Here is a 20,093-nt window from a genome sequence, read left to right as displayed (position 1 = left end):
GGTCAGAGCTGCGCGGGAGAGCCGGCTCGCATGTCCTGGGTTGCTGCATCGCCGTCTTGGGACGCAGCAAGCTTTTCCTCCAGCATGCGAAGGCGGCGTCGGACGCGCGGGGCCCTGATCCGGCTCAGGGCGTTTCGACACACGGCGATCTCGTACCGGGGGCGATCCTGCGCGGCGAGCTTGCTCATCAACCGCAGGATATAGGGCCCGTAGCTGCGCCGCAGGCGCATCAGCCCGGCAAAGTGCTGCCGGGTCAGGGTGTCGGCGGCGACCGCTTCGATCAGGGTGTTGAGCAGGTCGAGCGAGATCAGATCACCCTGCAGGGCCGCGCCCATGTTGGGCATGCGCAGGCGGGTCACGTTAGGGGCGTCGAACAGGGTCGCGTGCATCGCATCCAGCTGCTCGTTCGGGTCATAGAGAACAAAGGCGCGGTCGGCCGCGTCCAGCATATCGGGGGCATAGCCGTAGCGATCGGTGAACGAGGTGCGGCGCATGTGAACGAAGCGGTCATCCCACTCCGTCAGGCGGGGATCGAGCGTCGCTTGCGGCTGGATCGACAGCACCCGCGCGCCGGGGGCGGCGACGGAGAAGGCGGCGGCGGCATAGCCGCAGGGGCCGGCGCCGTAAAAGACGACCTGATCGAATTCCTCGAAGAAGCCGTCATCGACGAGCCGGTCGAAATAGCCATAGACGGCGCGGTGGCGGAACCAGGTATCGCCGTCGCTGATCAGGGCGAGCTGGGACCAGCCATTGGTCTCGGCCAGCTCCCAGCCGAGGGGATGGGCGGTGTCCGAGAGGGCCTGAATACCCTGCAAGCTTTCGAAGGTGACGAGCAGGGTGCTGCCCGCGGTGACGAGGGCGGCGCTGTGGTGGGGGCCGAGCGTCTCGAACGCGCCCTGGTGCGTCACGATGCCGGCCACCGCGCGCAGCCAGTCGTCGCGGCCCAAATCGGCCAGCGATGTCTCGGTAAGGTGTGGCGTGTCCTGCATGAGATATCTTCCCCAATCTTGCCGCCGCGATCAGGCCGCGGGGTGTTGGAAAATTCCTAGGTCGCCAATGGGGCGAAAATTGGAAGAATTCATGGGGTTTCTGAGCTATTGTTCATCCAAGGCCGGGGTGGCCGGCCGGCAGGGGCATCTTGACGTTCGGGGGCGCCGGTTGCAAGCATGGTGTTTCACTGTGAAGCGTGAAGCGATTATCTTGTTTTAAAACGAAAAAATAGAGGTAAGTATGAGCGGCATGGATTCGATTGACGCGGTGCAGACGGCGCTGGAGGGGCAGAATTATGTCTGCGGGAGGGCGCTGGCGACGGTGACGTTCCTGGCGCTGAAGCTGGGCCGGCCGCTGTTCCTGGAAGGGGAGGCGGGCACCGGCAAGACCGAGATTGCCAAGGCGATCGCGGCGGCGCTTGGGCGGCGATTGATCCGGCTGCAGTGCTACGAGGGGCTGGATTCGGCCAGCGCGGTCTACGAGTGGAACTTTGCCGAGCAGATGATCGCCATTCGCACCGCCGAGGCGACGGGCGGGGGTGATCGCGACGCGCTGAAATCGGAGCTATTTACCGAGGAATACCTGATCGAGCGGCCGTTGTTGCAAGCGATGCGCCCGCAGCCAGAGGGGCCGCCGGTTCTGCTGATCGACGAGGTGGACCGTACCGACGAGCCGTTCGAGGCGTTCCTGCTGGAGGCGTTGAGCGATTTTCAGGTCACGATCCCCGAGCTGGGCACGGTGCACGCGCCCGAGCCGCCGATTGTGATCTTGACCTCGAACCGCACGCGAGAGGTGCATGACGCGCTCAAGCGCCGGTGCCTTTATCACTGGGTCGATTACCCCGCCTTCGACCGCGAGATCGAGATCCTGCACGCGCGTGCGCCCGAGGCGGCCGAGACCCTGAGCCGCGAGGTGGTGGCATTCGTGCAGCGGCTGCGCACCGAGGATTTGTTCAAGAAGCCCGGGGTAGCGGAGACGATCGATTGGGCCAAGTGCCTGCTGGCACTGGACGTGATCAGCCTGAGCCCGGAGGTGATCGCCGACACGCTGGGGGCGGTCCTGAAGTACCAGGACGACATTGCGCGGCTGCAGGGGGCCGAGGCGAAGCGGCTGCTGGACGAGGCGCGCGAGGGGTTGGAGGTCGCGGGCTAAGATCTGTGTGCGGGTTAGAGGGGGGCCTGCCCCCCGTCGCCTGCGGCGCCTCCCCCCGGGATATTTTTGGCCAGAAGATGCGGAGGGGGGTGTGGTGTGCCGGTGTTGGGCGTCAGCCAGTGTGGATGGCGCGCGCGAGGGCGCAGAACTTTTCAAGCGTGACGGTTTCGGCGCGGTCGGTGGGTGGGATGCCGACGGCGCGTAGTACGTCCTCGATATCGGGGCGCAGGCCTTTGAGCGCCGAGCGCAGCATCTTGCGCCTCTGGTTGAAGGCCATGGCGATCACCCGTTCGAGCGTGGCGGCGTCGGCCGGGTAGCGCGGCGCAGGCAGGGCGGTCAGGTGCACCACCGCCGAGGACACCTTGGGCGGCGGCGTGAACGCGCCGGGCGGCAGTGTCATGACGATGCGCGCGTCGCAGCGCCAGGAGGCCAGAAGCGCCAGCCGCCCGTAGGCCTTGGAGCCGGGGTGGGCGACGATGCGCTCGGCGACTTCGCGTTGGAACATCAAGGTCAGACTGGACCAAAACGGCGGCCATTCGGGGGGCGTGAGCCAACGCACCAGCAATTCGGTTCCCACGTTGTAGGGCAGGTTGGCGACAATCCGGATGGGCGGCGTGAGGTGCTGGCGCGGGTCCACGGCGAGGGCATCGCCGCCGATCACCTTGAGCCGCCCGGGCGCGGCGGCGGCGATGTCCTCCAGCGCGGGCAGACAGCGGGCGTCCTTTTCGATGGCCAGCACCCGGCGCGCGCCTTCGGCCAGCAACGCCCGCGTCAACCCGCCGGGGCCGGGGCCGATTTCGAGCACGTCGCATTTGCTCAGATCACCGGCCTGGCGGGCGATCTTGGCGGTCAGGTTCAGATCCAGCAGGAAGTTCTGACCTAGCGATTTGCGCGGCGCCAGGTCATGCGCGGCGATCACCTCGCGCAGGGGGGGAAGGGTGTCGATGCCGCTCATGGGCGCGGCAGGGCCTGGGCACGCTGTCGGGCGACGGCCATGCGACCGGCCAGTTTCAGCGCCTCGATCAGCGAGCGCGCGTCGGCGCGGCCCTGCCCGGCGATGTCCAGCGCGGTGCCATGATCGGGCGAGGTGCGCACGAAGGGCAGGCCCAGGGTGACATTGACGCCGCGCGCGAAATCCAGCGCCTTGATCGGGATCAGGGCCTGATCGTGGTACATGGCGACGGCGGCGTCATAGCGCGCGCGGGCCTCGGGGTGGAACATGGTGTCGGCGGGCAGGGGGCCGGTGATGGTCAGCCCCTCGTCGCGCAGCGTGTCGAGCACCGGGGCGATCAGGTCGACCTCTTCGCGGCCCATGGTGCCGCCTTCGCCGGCGTGGGGATTGAGGCCGGCCACGGCGATGCGCGGGTTGGTGATGCCGAAATCGCGCTTGAGGGCGCTGTGGGTGATGCGGATGGTGTCGCGCAGGTCCTGGGCGTTGAGGGCGGCGGGCACCTCGCGAAGCGGGATGTGGATGGTGGCGGGGACGACCCGCAGCACCTCGCAGGCGAGCATCATTACAACGCTATCGACATCGGCCAGCGCGGCCAGAAACTCGGTATGGCCGGGGTAGGCAAAGCCGGCGCCCTGCTTGAGGGCCTGTTTATTGATCGGGGCAGTGCACAGGGCGCTCGCGGTGCCCGATTGCACCAACTCCACGGCGCGGGTGATCACGTCGATCACGGCCTGGGCGTTGGCGGGGTCGATATCCCCGGGGCGGGCGGGGTGCGGGAAATCGTGTTGCAGCACCGGCAGGGCGCGGCGAGCCGCAGTGGGGGCCTCGGATGGATCGCCGATCAGGGCGTGGGGCGTACCGGCGGGCAGGTGGCGCGCGTCGCCGATGTAGAAAAACGGCAGATCGCCGCGCAGCTCGGCCCAGGCGCGGGCCGCGATTTCCGGACCGACGCCGGCGGGTTCGCCGCAGCTCAGCGCAATGGGCGGTGTCATTTCTCGACGATGCGCGCGTCGGCGCGGAGCTGTTCGAGGTAGCTGTTGGCAAAGGATTCCAGCCGGTCGCTGCGCAGGCGCTGCTTGATGTCCTCGCGCGAGGCGTCCTCTTGCGACACGGGCGTGCGGCCGCACAGCATCAGCAGCATCAACGCCTGGCCATCGCTGGAGGTGCGCGTCAGGGTGGTGGACACCTCGCCGGGGTCGAGCTTGGATAGCTCAACGGCAATATCGTTGGGGATCTCGCCGGGTTTACGGGCGTCGCGGGTCAGGCGCTCGGGCGGCTGGCCCTTGGCCACGCCGTAGAGGTCATCGCAGGTATCGACGCGCGCGGTGATCGAGGCGGCCTGTTGCAGCGTGTCCTCGGTGCGGCCGCCGGGGATCAGGTAGGTGGCATAATCGATCGCGGCGTAGTTGGGGGATTTGACGCCGGTCTCCTGAATGTCGCGCATCTGGAACAGGGCGACGGCGCCGTCGAGGGGGACCGGATCGGTGACCTGGCCAGGGGCCAGCGAAAGGATCAGCGGGCGCAGGGCGGGGGGCAGCTTGGTGATCGACATCCAGTCGAGCCGCCCGCCATTGCGGCCGGTTTCGGCGGCGGAATATTTGCGTGCGGCGTCTGAGAACTCCGCGACGCTGTTGATCTGGCTGAGCTGCGCGGCGCGGGCTTGCACTTCGTTGGCCTGTTGCGGCGGGGCGGGCATGATGATCTCGGAGAGCAGAACGCGCACGGAGCTGCCGCCGGTGACGGCGTTGAGGGCCTTGTCGACGTCCGCCTCGGTGATCTGGACACGGGGGCCGAAGCGCGCCGCGATGAGCTGCCGCCATGTCACGCCGACGGTGACGAAATCGCGCACGGTCTGTTCGGCCACGCCTTCGCGCTTCATCGCCGCGATAAATTCGTCCGGCTCCATGTTCCCGCGGCCGGCGAATTCTTTCAGGCCGGCCTGCACACCCTCTTCGGACAGCTCAAGTCCGCTTTGCTCGGCGGCGCCCATCTTGAGCCGTTCCTCGATCAGTTGCTCGCGCGCGAGCTTGGCCGGATCGCCCGGCGCGTTGAGCACCGACAGAAGGCGTGTGCGCTGCTTCAGCTCATAGCGCGTGATGACGGAATCATTGACCGTGATGACCGGATCGAACAGCCCCTGTGCGGCGGTACCCGCCGGGGCGGCGGCGATCCCGCTGACCACAAGCACGGCGAGGGTCAACAGTCGCTTTGCGTAATTCATGATGCTCATTTCCTGCATGTTCGCGCATAACTATCATCGATGGAGCTTGCGCTAAACCCACTCAACCCGACGGTAAAGCCGAAATTCGTAGACGGTGCGACGATCGTCGAAGATGTGAACCGGCGCGAGACCGACACCTCGATGTTGACGCATTCGTTGCGGTATTCAAAGGCCACGCCGGCGCGGGAGGCCTGATCGTTGGCCAGATCATAACGCCAGTCGGCGCGCCCCGTCCAGTGGCGCGACATGCGGTACGAGCCATCGATCGCCCATTCGGATTGGTCCGCCAAGCGGTTTTCGTCCAAATCCTGCGTCAGCCAGATATACGAGGACCCGACCGAGAGGCCGTTGTTGTTCCACGCCGCGCGGGCCTCGGCCTTGTCGAGCGTAAGGGTGTCGGCGTCAAACAGGCCCCGCGCGTTGAGGCCCAGCCCGGCGGGCGAATCGATCTGCGCGGCCACGAGGAAATCGGATTCCGTGCCCTGCAATCCCGAGCTTCGGGTGAAATCCGGCTGCGCCTTCTCGAAAAAGACCTGACCCAGCGTCAGGTCGGCGTTCCAGCCGCCGGCGCCTTGCCGGTTCCAGTTGATCCCGATGGCGGCGGTTCTGCCGCGCTCGCGCCTATCGGCGGCGGGGAAATGCGACAGCGACAGGAGGTTGCCCTCGTCAAACTCGACGCGGGTGCTTTCGTCGTTGGGCACGTTGAGGCGGTTGCCCCCGGTCCAGCCGATCATCGCCAGCGGTTGCAGCAGGTGTGTCACGCCGCCGGGCGTGGTTTTCTTCAATGGCCAGCGCAGGGTCACGGCGGCATGCGGCGTGACCTGACCGTGCGTGCCTTGGGTTGCCGGGTCTTGCCGGATGTCGAAGCCGTCGAAGGCGATGCCGGTTTGCAGCCCCGCGCGCAGGCCGCCCGGGAGTGTCCAGGTCCGGCGCCAATCGGCGGCCACCTCGGTGCGGGCAACGTCGCGGCCGACCGTCGGCAGGGAGGACGAGCGCCCATGCGCGAGCAGGTCCATCGACAGCGTAAGCTGCCCGCCGACGCGACTCGGGAACAGGCGCTTTTCATAGGTGGCGCTGCCTACCATCGTGGGCAGGGTGGCGCTTACCTCGCCCGCGCGCAGAGTTTTATAGTGGCTTAACTCGCCGCTGATATATTCGTTGCGGCGCACGCGTGTCAGGTCGATGCCGCTGCGCAGGCGGTCCTGTCCGGAATAGTCGTATTCCAGAAGGTAGGCGCGATCGCTTGTTGCCTTGATATCGAAGCTCAGGCGGAAATCGTTGCGCAGCTTGAACCGGCCCTTGCCAAAGAGGTAACCGCGCAGGCCCGATGTCCCCAACGTGTCGTCCGAGACCGCGCCTTTGAATTCGATCCGGCCATTTCGGTAGGCTTGGCGATAACGCCATTCCAGCGTGTTGGTATGCTCGGCGATGTAGGGGGTCAGCGTGAGGTCGCGGTGATCGCCGATTCGGATGAAATAGGGCACGCGCGCCCCAAGGCCCAATTGCGAGTTCTGGTACAGCGACGGGATGAGAAAGCCGGTGGCGCGGGTTTGTGTCGGGTCCGGCAGGCGCAGGCGCGGCACCCACAAAATTGGCACGTCCAGAACGCGAACTTGCGCCTGATCGAAATAAAGCTGCTTGCCCTCCTTGTCGTGGACGACGCGCTTGGCCCTGATTTGCCAGAGCGGCGGCGTATCCGAGGCGCAGATCCGGCAGGATGTGGCGGCGACCTTGTAGAGCTGGGTATAGCGGCCGCCGACGCGGTCGATCTGGTTGGCGGCCAGTTGCACGCGCTGATCCAGCACCAGGCGCGCGCCGCGCAGAAGGCCGCGCTCAAGATCGGTGCTCAGCTCTCCCGAATCGGCCAGGATACGGGTGTCTTCGCCATCATCTATGATGATCGGACCGGTCAGCTCCAGCGTGTCGCCCTGCCGGTCGTATACGATGCGCTGCGCGCGCAGGCGGGTCGTGCCCTGGATCACCTCGACATGGCCCTCGGCGATCAGGCGGGTGCGGCCACTGACCGACAGGCGGTCGGCGACCAGCATGGCGGGCGCGGCGCCGGTCGGGGCGGCAGCAGGGTCGCGCGGCGTGTCTTGCGCCGACAGGGGGGCCGCGAGCAGGAAAAGCGCCCCCAGTACCAAGCCAAAGCTGCGCCAGCGCGCGCGCATCATCCGTCCTCCATGTGCAGCACCAGCCCCGTTGCCAGAAAGATCGACGCGACAGGCGGCGCCCAGGCAGCAAGAACAACGGGAATCTGGCCGTTCTCTCCCAGAACCTGCGCGAAATTTCGGATGTAATAAAGCCCGAAGCCCAGCAATATTGCCGCGAGGACCGAAATACTGCTGCGCGCAAAGCGCACGTGGCGCATGGTGAAGGCCGCGGAAATCAGGACCATCGCCATCAGGAACAGCGGCCTGGCCATTTCCATATGATACCAGACGGCATGACGGCGGGCCGAAAACCCGGCGGCGCGAAGCTGCTGGATATAGGTGGGCAGATCCCAGAAATGCACCGAGTTGGGGTTGCCGAAGCTGTCCTGTATCCTCTCTTGCGTGAGGGTGGATGGTAGCACCATGTCTTGGCGGTCAAGGACGCCTTCTTGCGGGTTGACGCCGGAGCCCAGGGGCCAGACACGCGCGCCCTGCAACTGCCATTCCCCGTCGCGCAATTGCGCCGACTTGGCGTGGATGCGACGGTTGGGGCCGTCATCGGCGGCGTAGCTGATGAAGGTGACATCAAACAATACGGTTCCGTTCGGATTGGCCCGGGTGGCGCGGATCACCGTCTGTCCCTCGGGGCCGCCCTGGCGCAGCCACAGGCCCTCGGCCGAGATCGACAGTACGTCCGTGCTTCCGGTTCGATAGGTTGTCGACAGGGTGTGATAGCGCTTGGTCGTGGCGGCGACGATCGGGTTGAGCATGGCCACCGCCAGCACCCCGATGGCGCAGGCCACCACCAGCGGCGCCATCAAGCTGCTCAGGGCCGAGCGGCCGGCTGCGCGGGTGACCACCAGCTCACTGCTGCGCGCAAGCCCCAGGAACAGCGTCACCGTCGACAGGATCATGACCAACGGCATGATGTTATAAAGCCCTTCGGGCACGTTGAGCAGCGTCAGCTTGAACAGGTCGAAAAACGCCAGGTCGCGGGTGGAATAACGCTGCACCTGTTCGATCAGGTCCACCATCGTGAGCAGCACGAAAAACACCGCGAGGATCGACATATAAATCAACAGGAACTTGGTCGCGAAGTAGCGGTGGAGTATCATGCCGGCGCCTCCTGGATCACGGCGCGGCGGCGTCTGCGCGGCCTGCGGACCCAAAGCAGAAGGCCCGTGGCAATGGCGAAGCCCGAGACCGAGGGCAGGTAGACAAGCGGCCAGAGCGCGGCGTTGCGCAACACCGGCTCTGCGACGGCGCTTTCGATCATCTTGATGACCACGAGCAGGCCAATCGCGCCAATGATCTGCCGCCACACGCCAAAGCGCGAGAAGCCCCCGACCAGAAGCGTGGAGAACCCGATCAGCGCGGCTGCGACACCGATCAGCGACTGGTTGAAGCGGTCATGCAACTCGATGGCGTAGGCGCCGGGGCTGACGCCGGTGGTGCGCATCACCTTCTTCGGGTTTCGCATCAATTGCGGTGTGGTCAGGAATTCCACGTTGTTGCCGCGGCTGACGTCTGTATTGACCACCGCGCTGATATCGTAGCCGAAATCGGTGAAATGGGTGGTGAAGAGCCTTCCGTCCTCGGGCACGTAGCCCTGCGACAGTCCTTCGATCATCACCAGGTCGGTGCTGCTGCCGTCGCGGGTCAGGTAGGCCTGCGCGGCGGTGTAGGTCATGGTGATCTCGGGATCGCGGCGATCGGACAGGAACACATCCTGCAGGGCGCCATCCTGGGTGATTTTTCGGATGTAGAAGGTCACGCCGTTGGTGGGGTGCAGAAAGGTGCCCTCGCTCAGCAGCTTGGCAGTGATGTTGCTGGATATCTCGGCCTGGCGTTCGCGCATTCGCTCGGTGCTGGCGGGCACCAGGAAATGCCCCAGCAGGCCGGACATAAGCGCCACGATCAGCCCGAAAACAAGGACCGGCCGAGCGATTCGGAACGGCGAGAAGCCCGAGGCCTGCATCACGACCAGCTCGCTCTCGCTGCTCATCCGGTTGGTCACGTAAACGGCGGCGGCGAAGGCCGCCATCGGCAGCATCAGGGCAATCACGCGGGGCAGGGTCAGAAGGGTCAGTTCCACAACAACCGCAGTGGATTGCCCGTCGCCAATCATCTTATCGAACAGAAGAACCGCCCGGTTGATCCAGTAAATCGACACAAGTATTAGTGCGAAGAACCCGAACAGCACCATAAGTTGTGACAGGACATATCTGTCGAATCTGGTCACGCGCACAGGCCCCCAACGGCGTTAATCCATTGGCGGCATGTTACAGGATGTCGGCACGGGGGAAAACTGCTATCTGGGTTTGGCGGGGCCAGGCGGCGCCGGGCAGGGCACACGAAGGGGGACGCATGGGAGCGGCGTATTTCTATCATCTGACGCGCGCACCTCTTGAGGTGACCTTGCCGATGTTGCTGTCCAAGGCGCGCGGGGCCGGCTGGCGGGTTCTGGTGCGCGGCAGCGATCCGGGACGAATCGAGTGGCTGGATCAGAAGCTGTGGCTGGTGCCCGAGGAGGGGTTCTTGCCGCACGGCGTGGTCGGCGGCGCGCATGATGCCGATCAGCCGGTGCTGCTGTGTGCCGATGCACCGGGGGCGGCGGCCAATGATGCCGCCTGCCTGATGGCGGTGGACGGCGCGCCGGTCACGCCCGAGGAGGTGGAGCGCATGCAGCGGGTTTGCGTTCTGTTCGACGGCAACGATGCGCAGGCGCTGGACCGCGCGCGGGCGCAGTGGAAGGAACTGACAAGCGCGGGCTGCGCGGCGCAATACTGGGCCGAGGACGGGGGCAAGTGGGAGAAGAAGGCGGAGCGGTAGTGTGTGGCATTGTGCCTTGCGCGGGGCTGGGGGCCGGGGCATGACTTACCGGTTGTAGTCGTCGGGTGACCGGCTGAGGGAGCGCATCGCCGTGCCGTCACGCCGGAGGCGTGCCGCTGTTGGGCGGCGCCCCTTTGGGGCGTCGGGCGGTCCGGCGATGCGCGAAGGCCTGCGGCCTAGATTCCGCGCGGTTTGAATCCGTACCGCTAGCGCGTTAGCACCAATGCGCCGTCGGCGATCTCGATCTTGGAATAGCGCTGCAGGTAGCTCATTCCCATGAGCGAGCCCGACATCTCACCCTCGGTCACCCAGGCGCGCAGGTTGGTGTCCCGGATCGGGCCGATGGACAGGCTGTCGAGCTGAACGGGCGCGGTACGTACGGTGCCGTTGGCGGTTTGGGCGCGCCCGTAGAAGGCCATGTCGGCGGCGTTGATGCCGACCTTTTCCGCGTCTTCGCGGCTTAGCACCAGATCGGTCGCGCCGGTGTCCACGACAAAGCGGATCGGCACGCCGTTGACGTCGGCGGTGACGTAATAATGCCCGTCGGGGGCGCGGGGCAGTTCCACCTTGCCGGCGCGAGTATCGACCGATTGGGTGGGGCGCACGACTTGGCGCAGATCCCCCCACAGCCCTACAACCGCGATGGCGGCGGCAAAGATCAACGCCCAGCTAAGCGCGTATTGCAGGGTCTTGCCCAGCGACAGGCGGTTTTGCGTGACAAACCACAAGCCAATGAACGCCAGCAGCGCACCAAGGTAGATCAGGTTGGGAAGATCGGACATCGTGGCGGGGGTCCTGATTGCTGTTGGTGATTAGATCGGCGCGGGCGGGCGCGATTTCAACCGGCAAAGCCGAAGGCGCGCAGCCCGTCCAGCACGAATTGCACCGACAGTGCCGCCAGAAGCATGCCCAAAAGCCGCGTGATCACGTTGGTGCCGGTCCGCCCGAGGGCACGTTCGACAAGGCCGGCGGCGAGGAACATCACGAACAGCATCGCCACCACCGCCAGCATCACGCCGATCACGATAGCCAGCCCCGCCAGCCCCGGCTGCTGCCCCGCCAGCAGGATCATCGAGGCAATCGCGCCCGGCCCAGCGATCAGCGGGATCGCCAGCGGAAACACCGAAGGGTCGGGGGTATCATCCTCGGCCTGGTCCTCGCGCCGCTTGGTGCGCCGTTCGAACAGCATGTCGAGCGCCGTCAGGAACAGCAAGATCCCCCCGGCGATGCGAAACGCGGGCATCGAGATGCCGACAAAGCCCAGAACCGCCTCGCCGAAGGCGGCGAACAGGCACAGCAGGATCGCCCCGACAAGGCAGGCGCGCAGCGCGATAGCGCGGCGCTGTGGGCTGGTCATGCCCTGGGTCAGCGCGACGAATATGGGGGTCAGGCCAATGGGATCGATGATCACGAAGAGCGTGACAAAAGCAGAAATCAGGAATGCGCTGTCCATGTCACGTGCTCCGATCCGTGAGCCGCATTAGTACCGAATGCGCGGCCCATGTCAAAGCCACCGCCGCGCGGGATCAGGCGTTCTGACCCTCGGCGCGCTCCAGGCGGTCCTGCGCGCGCAGCCACAGATCCTCGGCGCGGCTTTGAGCCTCGCGCAGTTCGGCGTATTTCTTTTGCCATACCGCCGCCTCGTCCGAGCGCCCCTCCTCGTAGAGCGCCGGATCGGCCAGCTTGGCCACCAGCTTCTCGCTCATCTCGCCCAGTTTCTCCAGCCGGTCCTCGCATTTGCGCAGCTCCGCGCGCAGCGCGAGGATCTGGTCGCGCCCGGCGCGTTTGGGCTGCTCTGGCTTGCGCGCGGCGGCGGGTTTGGCCGGGGTGTCGGCCTGTAGCAGCATCCGGCGATACGCCTCGAGATCGTCGTCATAGGGACGCACGGTGCCGTCCTTGACCAGCCACAGCCGGTCGGCCACCATCGACAGCAAGTGCATGTCGTGGCTGATCAGGATCACCGCGCCGGTATAGGCAGTCAGCGCCTCGACCAGCGCTTCGCGGCTTTCGATATCAAGGTGGTTGGTCGGCTCGTCCAGGATCAGCAGATGCGGCGCGGGCAGGGTAGCCAGCAGCAGCGACAGCCGCGCCTTTTGCCCGCCCGATAGGTTGCCGACCGGGGTCTGCGCCTGCTCGGCGCCAAGGCCAAAGCCCGCCAGCCGCGCCCGCAGTTTCGATTGCGCCTCGCCGGGGCACTCGCGGAACAGGTGCTGCAGCGGCGTTTCCTCGATGCGCAGCTCGTCAACCTGGTGCTGTGCGAAGAACCCGATCCTCAGCTTGCCCGAATGCTGGAGCTTGCCGGTCATCGGCGGCAGGCGCCCCGACAGCAGCTTGGCCAGCGTGGTTTTGCCCTGTCCGTTCTTGCCCAACAGCGCGATGCGGTCGTCCTGATCGATGCGCAGGTCGAGATTGCGCAGCACGGTGGTGCCGTCGTAGCCGACATTGACCCCTTCGGTCATCAGGATGGGCGGCGAAAGCTGCTCGGGCTCGGGGAAGGTGAAAACGGTACGCGCGGCATCCTCGGGCGCGCGGATGGTTTCCATCTTTTCCAGCATCTTGACCCGGCTTTGCGCCTGTTTGGCCTTGTTGGCCTGCGCGCGGAAGCGATCGACGAAGCCTTGCAGGTGCGCGCGGCGGGCCTCTTGCTTTTTCGCGGCGGCGGCCTGAATCGCGCGCTGCTCGGCGCGTTGGCGGGCGAACTGGTCATAGGGGCCGGTGTAGTAGGTGAGTTTGCGGTTCTCCAGGTGGAGGATGCCGCCGACGGCCCGGTTCAGAAGGCCGCGATCGTGGCTGACGATCAGCACAGTATGGGGGTAACGCTGCAGGTAGTTTTCCAGCCACAGCGCGCCCTCCAGATCGAGGTAGTTGGTCGGCTCGTCCAGCAGCAGCAGATCGGGCTGCGCGAACAGCACAGCCGCCAGCGCGACACGCATCCGCCAGCCGCCCGAAAAGGCGCTGCATGGCATGCGCTGTTCGTCTGCGTCAAAGCCCAGGCCGCGCAAGATCGCGCTGGCGCGGCCCTCGGCGGACCAGGCATCGATATCGGCAAGGCGGGTCTGGATCTCGGCGATGCGGGCGGCGTCGGTGGCGGTGTCCGCCTCGGCCATCAGGGCGGCGCGTTCGGTATCGGCGGCCAGAACGGTATCGATCAGCGACACCTCGTTGCCGGGCACCTCCTGCGCGACGCCGCCGATGCGGGCGCGGGGCGGCAGGGTGATGGAGCCGCCTTCGGCGTGCAGCTCGCCGCGGATCAACTTGAACAGGGTGGTCTTGCCGGTGCCGTTGCGGCCAACCACGCCCACCTTGTGGCCGGTGGGAATGATTGCGCTGGCGCCGTCGAACAGCGGCGCGCCCTCCATCGAGAAGCTGAGATCGGTAATGCGTAACATGGGCGGAGCACTGAACCAGCGCCCCACCCGTGTCAATGCGGATTACTAGTCCAGGATCGCATTCAGCCCATCGGCCGGATAGCTGCGGTAGGCGACGGCGGGGCTGTCGGCGTCATAGAGGAACGCGAAGACGTTGATCGCATCGTGGTGCACCACGGCGCGGCAGAAGCGGTCATCCCCGGCCATCTCGGACGGGCAGGTTTCCAGGTCGATATGCGGGATCGCTTCTTCGAACACCTCGTAGGTCAGGGGCATGGGCGTCGTTGCCTCGGCGGAGACGAATTGCGGCGCGGCGAGAAGGGCGGCAAGCGCGATGGCTTTGACTGGTTTCATGACTGTTTCCCGTGTGTCTGTGTTTGTTTCCTGGCTGCCGGTAAGGTTGCTCGGCGAAAGCTGACCAAAATAATCGGAAATGACAAGGGGTCGTTTGTCGCACCTTGTCTCGCCTTTGGCGCGGTGCCCCCTTTTCCCCGTCACGCCCGCGTGCTAAGGCCGCGCCAGTCTATTCAACCCTTCAAAGGAAACCGAAAAATGGCCATCCAACGGACCTTCAGCATCATCAAACCCGACGCGACCAAGCGCAACCTGACCGGCGCCATCAACGCCAAGCTGGAGGCCGCGGGCCTGCGCATCATCGCGCAAAAGCGCATCCAGTTGACCAAGGCGCAGGCCGGCGTGTTCTATGCCGTCCACAAGGAACGCCCGTTCTATGACGAACTGTGCGAGTTCATGGCGTCCGAGCCGATCGTCGTGCAGGTTCTCGAAGGGGAAGACGCCATTGCCAAGAACCGCGAAGTGATGGGCGCGACCAACCCCGCCGAAGCGGACGAAGGCACGATCCGCAAGGACTACGCCCTGTCGATCGGCGAAAACTCGGTTCACGGCTCGGATGGCGAGGACACGGCGAAAGAAGAAATCGCCTACTTCTTCTCGGGGCTTGAACTGGTCGGCTAATCGCGCGGACCATTGCATGCGATGCGGGCCGTCCCCATTGGGGGCGGCCTTTTGCGTTGGCGAGAGTTGACCTGCCACAAGGCGGCGCGGCGGTATTGGGTGTAGAATCGCATCGAATGAGAGAGGAGCAATTCATGAGCGATACTTACGAGGGTCAACCCCACAGGCACACATCGACGCGGCACGCTCCGCAAGGCGGTGGGGACGTGGATACATTCCCCAAGACACCGGCGGACGAAGTTCGCATCGCGTTCGAGACCGGGCGCTATCCCTACGCGCACCCGATGGCGCGCAAGCCCTACGAGGCCGAGAAGGCCAAGCTTCAGGCGGAGTTGCTGAAAGTGCAGGCGTGGGCGCAGGACAGCGGGCAGAAGTTCGTTCTTCTGTTCGAGGGGCGCGACGCGGCCGGCAAGGGTGGCACGATCAAGCGCTTTACCGAGCATCTCAACCCCCGCTTTGCGCGCGTTGTGGCGCTGAACAAGCCATCCGAACGGGAAAAGGGCCAATGGTATTTCCAGCGCTATATCGAGCACCTGCCAACCAGCGGCGAAATGGTGTTCTACGACCGCTCGTGGTACAACCGCGCGGGGGTTGAGCGGGTCATGGGGTTCTGCTCGGCGACGGAGTACCTTGAGTTCATGCGCCAGGCGCCCGAGCTGGAGCGGATGCTGGTGCGCTCGGGTATCCGGCTTTACAAGTACTGGTTCTCGGTCACGCGAGAGGAACAGGTGCGCCGGTTCCGGGCGCGCGAAAGCGACCCGCTCAAGCGTTGGAAGCTGAGCCCCATAGACCTGGCCAGCCTTGAGAAATGGGACGCGTATACCGACGCGAAAGAGGCCAATTTCTTCTATACCGATACCGCCGACGCGCCGTGGACGATCATCAAGTCGAAGGACAAGAAACGTGCGCGCCTCAATTGCATGCGGCATTTCCTGTCGACGCTGGATTACCCTGGCAAGGACCTTGAGGTCGCCACGCCCTCCGATCCGTTGATCGTGGGGCATGCGGGGCACGTGATCCATGCCGCGGGTCAGTTGACCGGCGCCGCGGTCGCGTCCGATACGCGATCACGGCGCAAGTAGCGGCCGCGACGGTGGGCGCCGCGCGGCTCAATCACCAAGGATGACAGGGAAATCTGCCGGGAGCTTGCCGGAAATCAGGCTTTCTCGGCCGCGGTCACGATCACTTCGACCAGGTAGTCGGGGGTTGCAAGCTTCGCTTCGCCGGCGGCTCGGGCGGGGGCGTGGCCCTCGGGGGCCCAGGCATCCCAGATGGTGTTCATCTCGGCAAAGTCGCGGTCCATGTCGGCCATCCAGATGATCGCCTGCAGGATATGCTCGCGGTCGCTGCCCGCTTCTTCCAGCAGCTTGTCCACCTTCGCGAGGCAATCGCGAGTCTGCTCGGCGACGGTGTCGCCGTGACCGACCTGGCCGGCGAGGTAGATGGTGCCGTTATGCTTGACGATCTGGCTCATGCGTTGGCCGACGTGGTGACGTTCGATCATTTTGGGCGCTCCTGTTGCGGGGTTTGTCCGGCCCGGTATCGGCGCGCGGTCACGGCGCGTCAAGGGGCGGCGCGGATCATGTCGGCGGCTTTCTCGGCGATCATGATGGTCGGCGCGTTGGTGTTACCGCCGGTCAGCGTGGGCATCACCGAGGCATCCACCACCCGCAGCCCGCCTATGCCGCGCACCCGCAATTCGGGGTCCACAACGGCCATGTCATCGGTGCCCATGCGGCAGGTGCCGACCGGGTGATATATGGTGTCGGCACGGGCGCGGATATGTTTGGCCCAGTCGGCATCGCTCATGTCGTCATGGGTGCCGAACAGCTCGGTCTCGCGGTAGGGTTTCATCGCCGGGGCCTGCATGATCTGGCGCATCATCCTGGCACCGCGGATCATCGTTTCCATGTCACGTGTATCGGTCAGGTAGGCGGGATCGATCCGCGGCGGCGCGGTGGGATCGGCGGAATTAAGCGTCACCGTGCCGCGCGAATGGGGGTGCAGGGCGCAGACGTGGCAGGAAAAGCCGTGCCCGCGATGCAGGGTGCGGGCGTGGTCATCGACGACGGAGATCACGAAGTGAAGCTGGATGTCGGGCCGCGCAAGTCCGGGATCGGTTTTCAGGAACCCGGCGCCCTCGGCGAAGGGGGTGGTGATCATACCGGTGCCGTCGCGACGCCAGCGCCGAATATGGCGCCACAGGTTGCGGCCCGCTGCGGGGCTGATGCCGAAATTGTCGGTATCGCGGGTTTTCCACGCGAGGATGAAATCGAGGTGATCCTGTAGGTTGCGGCCCACGCCGGGCAACTCGTGGGTCATCTCGATGCCGTAGGGGGTGATGTCATCGGGGGCGCCGATGCCCGAGAGTTGCAGGATCTGGGGCGAGTTGAAGGCGCCGCCGCAAAGGAGCACCTCGGCGCGGGCGGAGGCAAAGCAGGTGCGGCCGCGTCGCAGGTAGGTGACGCCGGTCGCGCGGCCATCCTCGACCTGTATCCGGGCGGCGCGGGCGCGGGTGATGACGGTCAGGTTGGGTCGGTCCATCACCGGGTGCAGGTAGGCGGCGGCGGCCGAGCATCGTTCGCCCCGGCGAGCGGGGTCGTGGAACTGCGTCACCGGGTAGAGGCCGACGCCCTCGGTTTCGCCGCGGTTGAAATCGTCGCTCAGGGGGTGCTGCATCTGGCTGGCGGCCTCGACGAAGGCGTGGGTGAGGGGCCGGGGGCTGAACTGTGGCGTGACGTGCAGGGGGCCATCGGTGCCGTGATACGCGCCGCCCCCCTCGGCGTTGTTCTGGGCACGCTTGAAGTAGGGCAGCACGCTGTTCCAGTCCCAGCCGGGGCAGCCCATATCGGCCCAGCCGTCGTAGTCGGCGCAGTGGCCGCGGATATACAGCATCGCATTGATCGCGCTGGAGCCACCGAGGGCCTTGCCTCGGGGCTGGTATCCGCGACGGCCGCCGAGGCCGGATTGGGGGACCGTTTCAAAGGCCCAGTTGCCCATCTTGGGCCGCCCGGGCAGGACCGCGACGGTGGCGGCCGGGGCGCGAAAGAGGATCGACCGCCCCTCGCCGCCGGCTTCGAGAAGGCACACGGTGGTGGTGGGGTCCTCGCTCAGGCGGGCGGCGAGGACGCAGCCAGCAGAGCCGGCGCCTATGATGACGTAATCGAAGGTCATGATCTGCTGCTCCCACAGCCAAGCGTGCAGCCCGGGGCCTTGATTTTCAAGTGAAAATGCCATTTCACCCGCGACTTCCCTGCGGCAAAGGACCATAGAGCCATGCTATAGTCACTATCTTTGGTATTTATTTGCATGATGGTCCCCGCTGCGCTTTATCCTCGGGGAAAGGGGTGCGCGCGGCGCGTGCGCCCGGCGACGAGATCTTGACCGCAGGTGAATGCCCCCAATGACGACCCAACCCCCATCGAACCTGTTTTCCCTGACCGATATCGCGCGTCCGATGCTGGACCGCGCGGAGGGTATTTACCTTTATGACACCGAGGGGCGGCGATATCTCGACGGCTCCAGCGGTGCGATGGTCAGCAATATCGGTCATTCCAATCCCAACGTACTGGCCGCGATGCGCGAGCAGATGGAGCGCTCGACCTTTGGCTACCGCCTGCATTTCCGCAACCAACCGGCCGAGGATCTGGCGCGGCGCACGGCGGCTCGGATGCCCGGCGATCTGGACCGGGTGTTTTTCGTCTCGGGCGGGTCCGAGGCAGTGGAAAGCGCGATCAAGCTGGCGCGGCAGCACGCCCTGTCGCGCGGCGAGGCGGGGCGCTGGAAAGTGATATCGCGGTTTCCATCCTATCACGGCTGCACCCTGGGCGCACTGGCGCTGACGGGGTATGCGCCGCTGAGCGATCCGTTCATGCCGATGATGCGCGACATGCCCAAGATCCCCGCGCCGACCTGTTACCTGGACCGCGACAATCTGAGTGACGAGGAGCGGGGCCTCAAATATGCCGAGATGCTGCGCGAGGAGATACTGGCGCAGGGCCCCGACAGCGTTCTGGCCTTCATCATGGAGCCGGTCGGCGGCGCCTCGACGGGGGCGCTGGTGGCGCCTGACAGCTACTACGCGCGTATCCGCGAGATCTGCGATGAGTTCGGTATCCTTCTGATCTACGACGAGGTCATGAGCGGCGCCGGGCGCACCGGCACCTTCGTCGCCGCCGAGCATTGGGGAATCCTACCCGATATCGTGACCCTGTCAAAAGGCTTTGCCGCCGGGTACGCGCCGCTTGGCGCGGTGGTGGCGCGCGGCGGGATCGTGGACGAGGTGACCGGCGCGGGGGGCTTTGCCAACGGGTTTACCTATGCGGGCAACCCGCTGGCCTGTGCCGCAGGGCTGGCGGTTCTGGACGAGATCGAGCGCGCCGGCCTGATCGGGAACGCCGCCGAGATGGGCGCGCTTCTCAAGCGCGGGTTGGAGGCGCTGATGGCGCGCTACCCGTTCATCGGGGACGTGCGCGGCAAGGGGCTTTTGCTGGCGTTTGAGCTGGTCGCGGATCGGGGCAGCATGGCGCCGCTGCCGCCGGGGATGAACGCGTTTAACCGGCTGGTCGAGCTGGCGTATGATCGGGGGTTGATCATCTATTCGCGGCGCACGCGCGGCGGGCGCGAGGGGGATCATTTCCTTGTCTGTCCGCCCCTCATTGTGACACCCGAGCAGATCGACGAAATCATCGGCCTTCTGGACGACAGCCTTGGGGCGTTGGCGGCCGAGCTGTCGCTGCCGGTGTCGGCGCCATGAGCCTGCCGGACAAGACATGCGCCATGGAGGACGCCATCGCCACCATCCGCGACGGGGCCAGCGTGATACTGGGCGGCTTTGGGGTGCCGGGCACGCCGTTTTGCTTGATCGAGGCGCTGGTGGCGCATGGCGCGCGCGATCTGACGATCATCAAGAACGACGCCAACGAGACCGGCATGGGGGTGGATTGGCTGTTGCAAGCGGGGCTGGTCAAGCGGTTGATCACCTCGCATATCGGACTCAATCCGCGGGCGGTGTCGATGATGAACGACGGCAGCCTTGACGTGGAGTTCAACGCGCAGGGAATTCTGGCCGAACGTATCCGCGCGGCGGGGGCAGGGGTGATGGGGTTCGTCACCGATATCGGGATGGACACACTGCTTGCGCGGGGCAAGCAGCGGATCACCACCGCCGCCGGCGAGGGCATGTTCGAGCCGGCGCTATATGCCGATGTGGCATTGATCCATGCCGAGCGGGCCGATCCGTTCGGCAACCTGTGCTACCGGGCCAGCGCGCGCAACTTCAACCCGCTGGCCGCGATGGCCGCGCGCTGCGTGATCGCCGAGGCCGAGCGGGTAGAACCCCTTGGCGCGCTTGGCCCCGACGAGGTGCACACGCCCGGCCCGTTCGTGGATCACGTGATCGAGATGTCGGAACTGCCGGAGGTGTATGGTGTCGTCAAACGCTAAAACCC

At 65.7% G+C, this 20,093-nt stretch carries 19 protein-coding genes; 6 read left to right on the top strand and 13 right to left on the bottom strand.

Annotated elements, in window-relative coordinates; genetic code table 11:
- Nucleotides 1–2: 2 nt before the first annotated feature.
- A complete protein-coding gene (locus G568_RS18040) occupies nucleotides 3–989 on the bottom strand; it encodes a hypothetical protein (RefSeq protein ID WP_051202631.1) in 987 nt (328 codons plus the stop codon).
- A 241-nt stretch (nucleotides 990–1,230) separates the two neighbouring features.
- Here G568_RS18040 and G568_RS0102730 point away from each other — a divergent pair, with 241 nt between their 5' ends.
- On the top strand, nucleotides 1,231–2,142 hold the full coding sequence (locus tag G568_RS0102730; RefSeq protein WP_026756611.1) for an AAA family ATPase: 912 nt from the start codon (nucleotides 1,231–1,233) through the stop codon (nucleotides 2,140–2,142).
- Nucleotides 2,143–2,254: 112 nt separating this feature from the next.
- Here G568_RS0102730 and rsmA read toward each other — a convergent pair whose 3' ends face one another.
- The 6 genes from rsmA to lptF are packed head-to-tail and all read right to left on the bottom strand — an operon-like array spanning nucleotide 2,255 to nucleotide 9,710.
- The gene (gene rsmA / locus G568_RS0102725) at nucleotides 2,255–3,097 is read right to left on the bottom strand and encodes a 16S rRNA (adenine(1518)-N(6)/adenine(1519)-N(6))-dimethyltransferase RsmA (RefSeq protein WP_026756610.1); all 843 of its coding nucleotides are present in this window, start codon (nucleotides 3,095–3,097) and stop codon (nucleotides 2,255–2,257) included.
- Complete coding sequence (pdxA, locus tag G568_RS0102720) at nucleotides 3,094–4,086, bottom strand: 4-hydroxythreonine-4-phosphate dehydrogenase PdxA (protein WP_026756609.1); 993 nt, start codon at nucleotides 4,084–4,086, stop codon at nucleotides 3,094–3,096. The genes rsmA and pdxA overlap by 4 nt, the downstream gene beginning before the upstream one ends.
- A complete protein-coding gene (locus G568_RS0102715; RefSeq protein WP_026756608.1) occupies nucleotides 4,083–5,315 on the bottom strand; it encodes a peptidylprolyl isomerase in 1,233 nt (410 codons plus the stop codon). Before G568_RS0102715 ends, pdxA begins: the two co-directional genes overlap by 4 nt.
- A gap of 5 nt (nucleotides 5,316–5,320) precedes the next feature.
- Complete coding sequence (locus tag G568_RS0102710) at nucleotides 5,321–7,486, bottom strand: LPS-assembly protein LptD (RefSeq protein WP_051202721.1); 2,166 nt, start codon at nucleotides 7,484–7,486, stop codon at nucleotides 5,321–5,323.
- On the bottom strand, nucleotides 7,486–8,583 hold the full coding sequence (gene lptG, locus G568_RS0102705) for an LPS export ABC transporter permease LptG (protein WP_026756606.1): 1,098 nt from the start codon (nucleotides 8,581–8,583) through the stop codon (nucleotides 7,486–7,488). The genes G568_RS0102710 and lptG overlap by 1 nt, the downstream gene beginning before the upstream one ends.
- Nucleotides 8,580–9,710 (bottom strand): LPS export ABC transporter permease LptF, encoded by a 1,131-nt coding sequence (gene lptF, locus G568_RS0102700; protein ID WP_026756605.1) that lies wholly within the window; start codon nucleotides 9,708–9,710, stop codon nucleotides 8,580–8,582. The genes lptG and lptF overlap by 4 nt, the downstream gene beginning before the upstream one ends.
- Before the next feature lie 125 nt (nucleotides 9,711–9,835).
- On the opposite strand from lptF, the gene G568_RS0102695 reads away from it, so the two are divergent.
- On the top strand, nucleotides 9,836–10,300 hold the full coding sequence (locus G568_RS0102695) for a DNA polymerase III subunit chi (RefSeq protein ID WP_026756604.1): 465 nt from the start codon (nucleotides 9,836–9,838) through the stop codon (nucleotides 10,298–10,300).
- 206 nt (nucleotides 10,301–10,506) lie between these two features.
- Here the strand turns inward: G568_RS0102695 and G568_RS0102690 are convergent, their stop codons facing one another.
- From G568_RS0102690 to G568_RS0102675, 4 genes are all read right to left on the bottom strand, one after another.
- On the bottom strand, nucleotides 10,507–11,082 hold the full coding sequence (locus G568_RS0102690; RefSeq protein WP_026756603.1) for a retropepsin-like aspartic protease family protein: 576 nt from the start codon (nucleotides 11,080–11,082) through the stop codon (nucleotides 10,507–10,509).
- 56 nt (nucleotides 11,083–11,138) lie between these two features.
- Nucleotides 11,139–11,753, bottom strand: a complete 615-nt coding sequence (locus tag G568_RS0102685; RefSeq protein WP_026756602.1) for a MarC family protein — start codon at nucleotides 11,751–11,753, stop codon at nucleotides 11,139–11,141.
- A 73-nt stretch (nucleotides 11,754–11,826) separates the two neighbouring features.
- Entirely contained in the window at nucleotides 11,827–13,689 is a 1,863-nt protein-coding gene (locus tag G568_RS0102680; RefSeq protein ID WP_026756601.1) for an ABC-F family ATP-binding cassette domain-containing protein, read from the bottom strand.
- A gap of 45 nt (nucleotides 13,690–13,734) precedes the next feature.
- On the bottom strand, nucleotides 13,735–14,022 hold the full coding sequence (locus G568_RS0102675; RefSeq protein WP_026756600.1) for a hypothetical protein: 288 nt from the start codon (nucleotides 14,020–14,022) through the stop codon (nucleotides 13,735–13,737).
- A gap of 198 nt (nucleotides 14,023–14,220) precedes the next feature.
- On the opposite strand from G568_RS0102675, the gene ndk reads away from it, so the two are divergent.
- Complete coding sequence (gene ndk, locus G568_RS0102670) at nucleotides 14,221–14,643, top strand: nucleoside-diphosphate kinase (RefSeq protein WP_026756599.1); 423 nt, start codon at nucleotides 14,221–14,223, stop codon at nucleotides 14,641–14,643.
- 134 nt (nucleotides 14,644–14,777) lie between these two features.
- Nucleotides 14,778–15,725: a polyphosphate kinase 2 gene (gene ppk2 / locus G568_RS18035; protein WP_169576932.1), complete on the top strand. Its 948-nt coding sequence runs from the start codon at nucleotides 14,778–14,780 to the stop codon at nucleotides 15,723–15,725.
- Nucleotides 15,726–15,799: 74 nt separating this feature from the next.
- Here ppk2 and G568_RS0102660 read toward each other — a convergent pair whose 3' ends face one another.
- On the bottom strand, nucleotides 15,800–16,147 hold the full coding sequence (locus G568_RS0102660) for a RidA family protein (RefSeq protein WP_026756598.1): 348 nt from the start codon (nucleotides 16,145–16,147) through the stop codon (nucleotides 15,800–15,802).
- 59 nt (nucleotides 16,148–16,206) lie between these two features.
- Entirely contained in the window at nucleotides 16,207–17,817 is a 1,611-nt protein-coding gene (locus tag G568_RS0102655) for a GMC family oxidoreductase (protein WP_026756597.1), read from the bottom strand.
- 229 nt (nucleotides 17,818–18,046) lie between these two features.
- Here G568_RS0102655 and G568_RS0102650 point away from each other — a divergent pair, with 229 nt between their 5' ends.
- Nucleotides 18,047–19,399 (top strand): aminotransferase family protein, encoded by a 1,353-nt coding sequence (locus tag G568_RS0102650; RefSeq protein WP_026756596.1) that lies wholly within the window; start codon nucleotides 18,047–18,049, stop codon nucleotides 19,397–19,399.
- Nucleotides 19,396–20,088, top strand: coding sequence for a CoA transferase subunit A (locus G568_RS0102645; RefSeq protein ID WP_026756595.1), 693 nt, complete (start codon nucleotides 19,396–19,398; stop codon nucleotides 20,086–20,088). The genes G568_RS0102650 and G568_RS0102645 overlap by 4 nt, the downstream gene beginning before the upstream one ends.
- The last annotated feature ends 5 nt before the right edge of the window (nucleotides 20,089–20,093 follow it).

Source organism: Sediminimonas qiaohouensis DSM 21189 (assembly GCF_000423645.1).
In the GTDB taxonomy this organism is placed as follows: domain Bacteria; phylum Pseudomonadota; class Alphaproteobacteria; order Rhodobacterales; family Rhodobacteraceae; genus Sediminimonas; species Sediminimonas qiaohouensis.
This window is presented reverse-complemented; position numbering and strand designations above follow the sequence as displayed.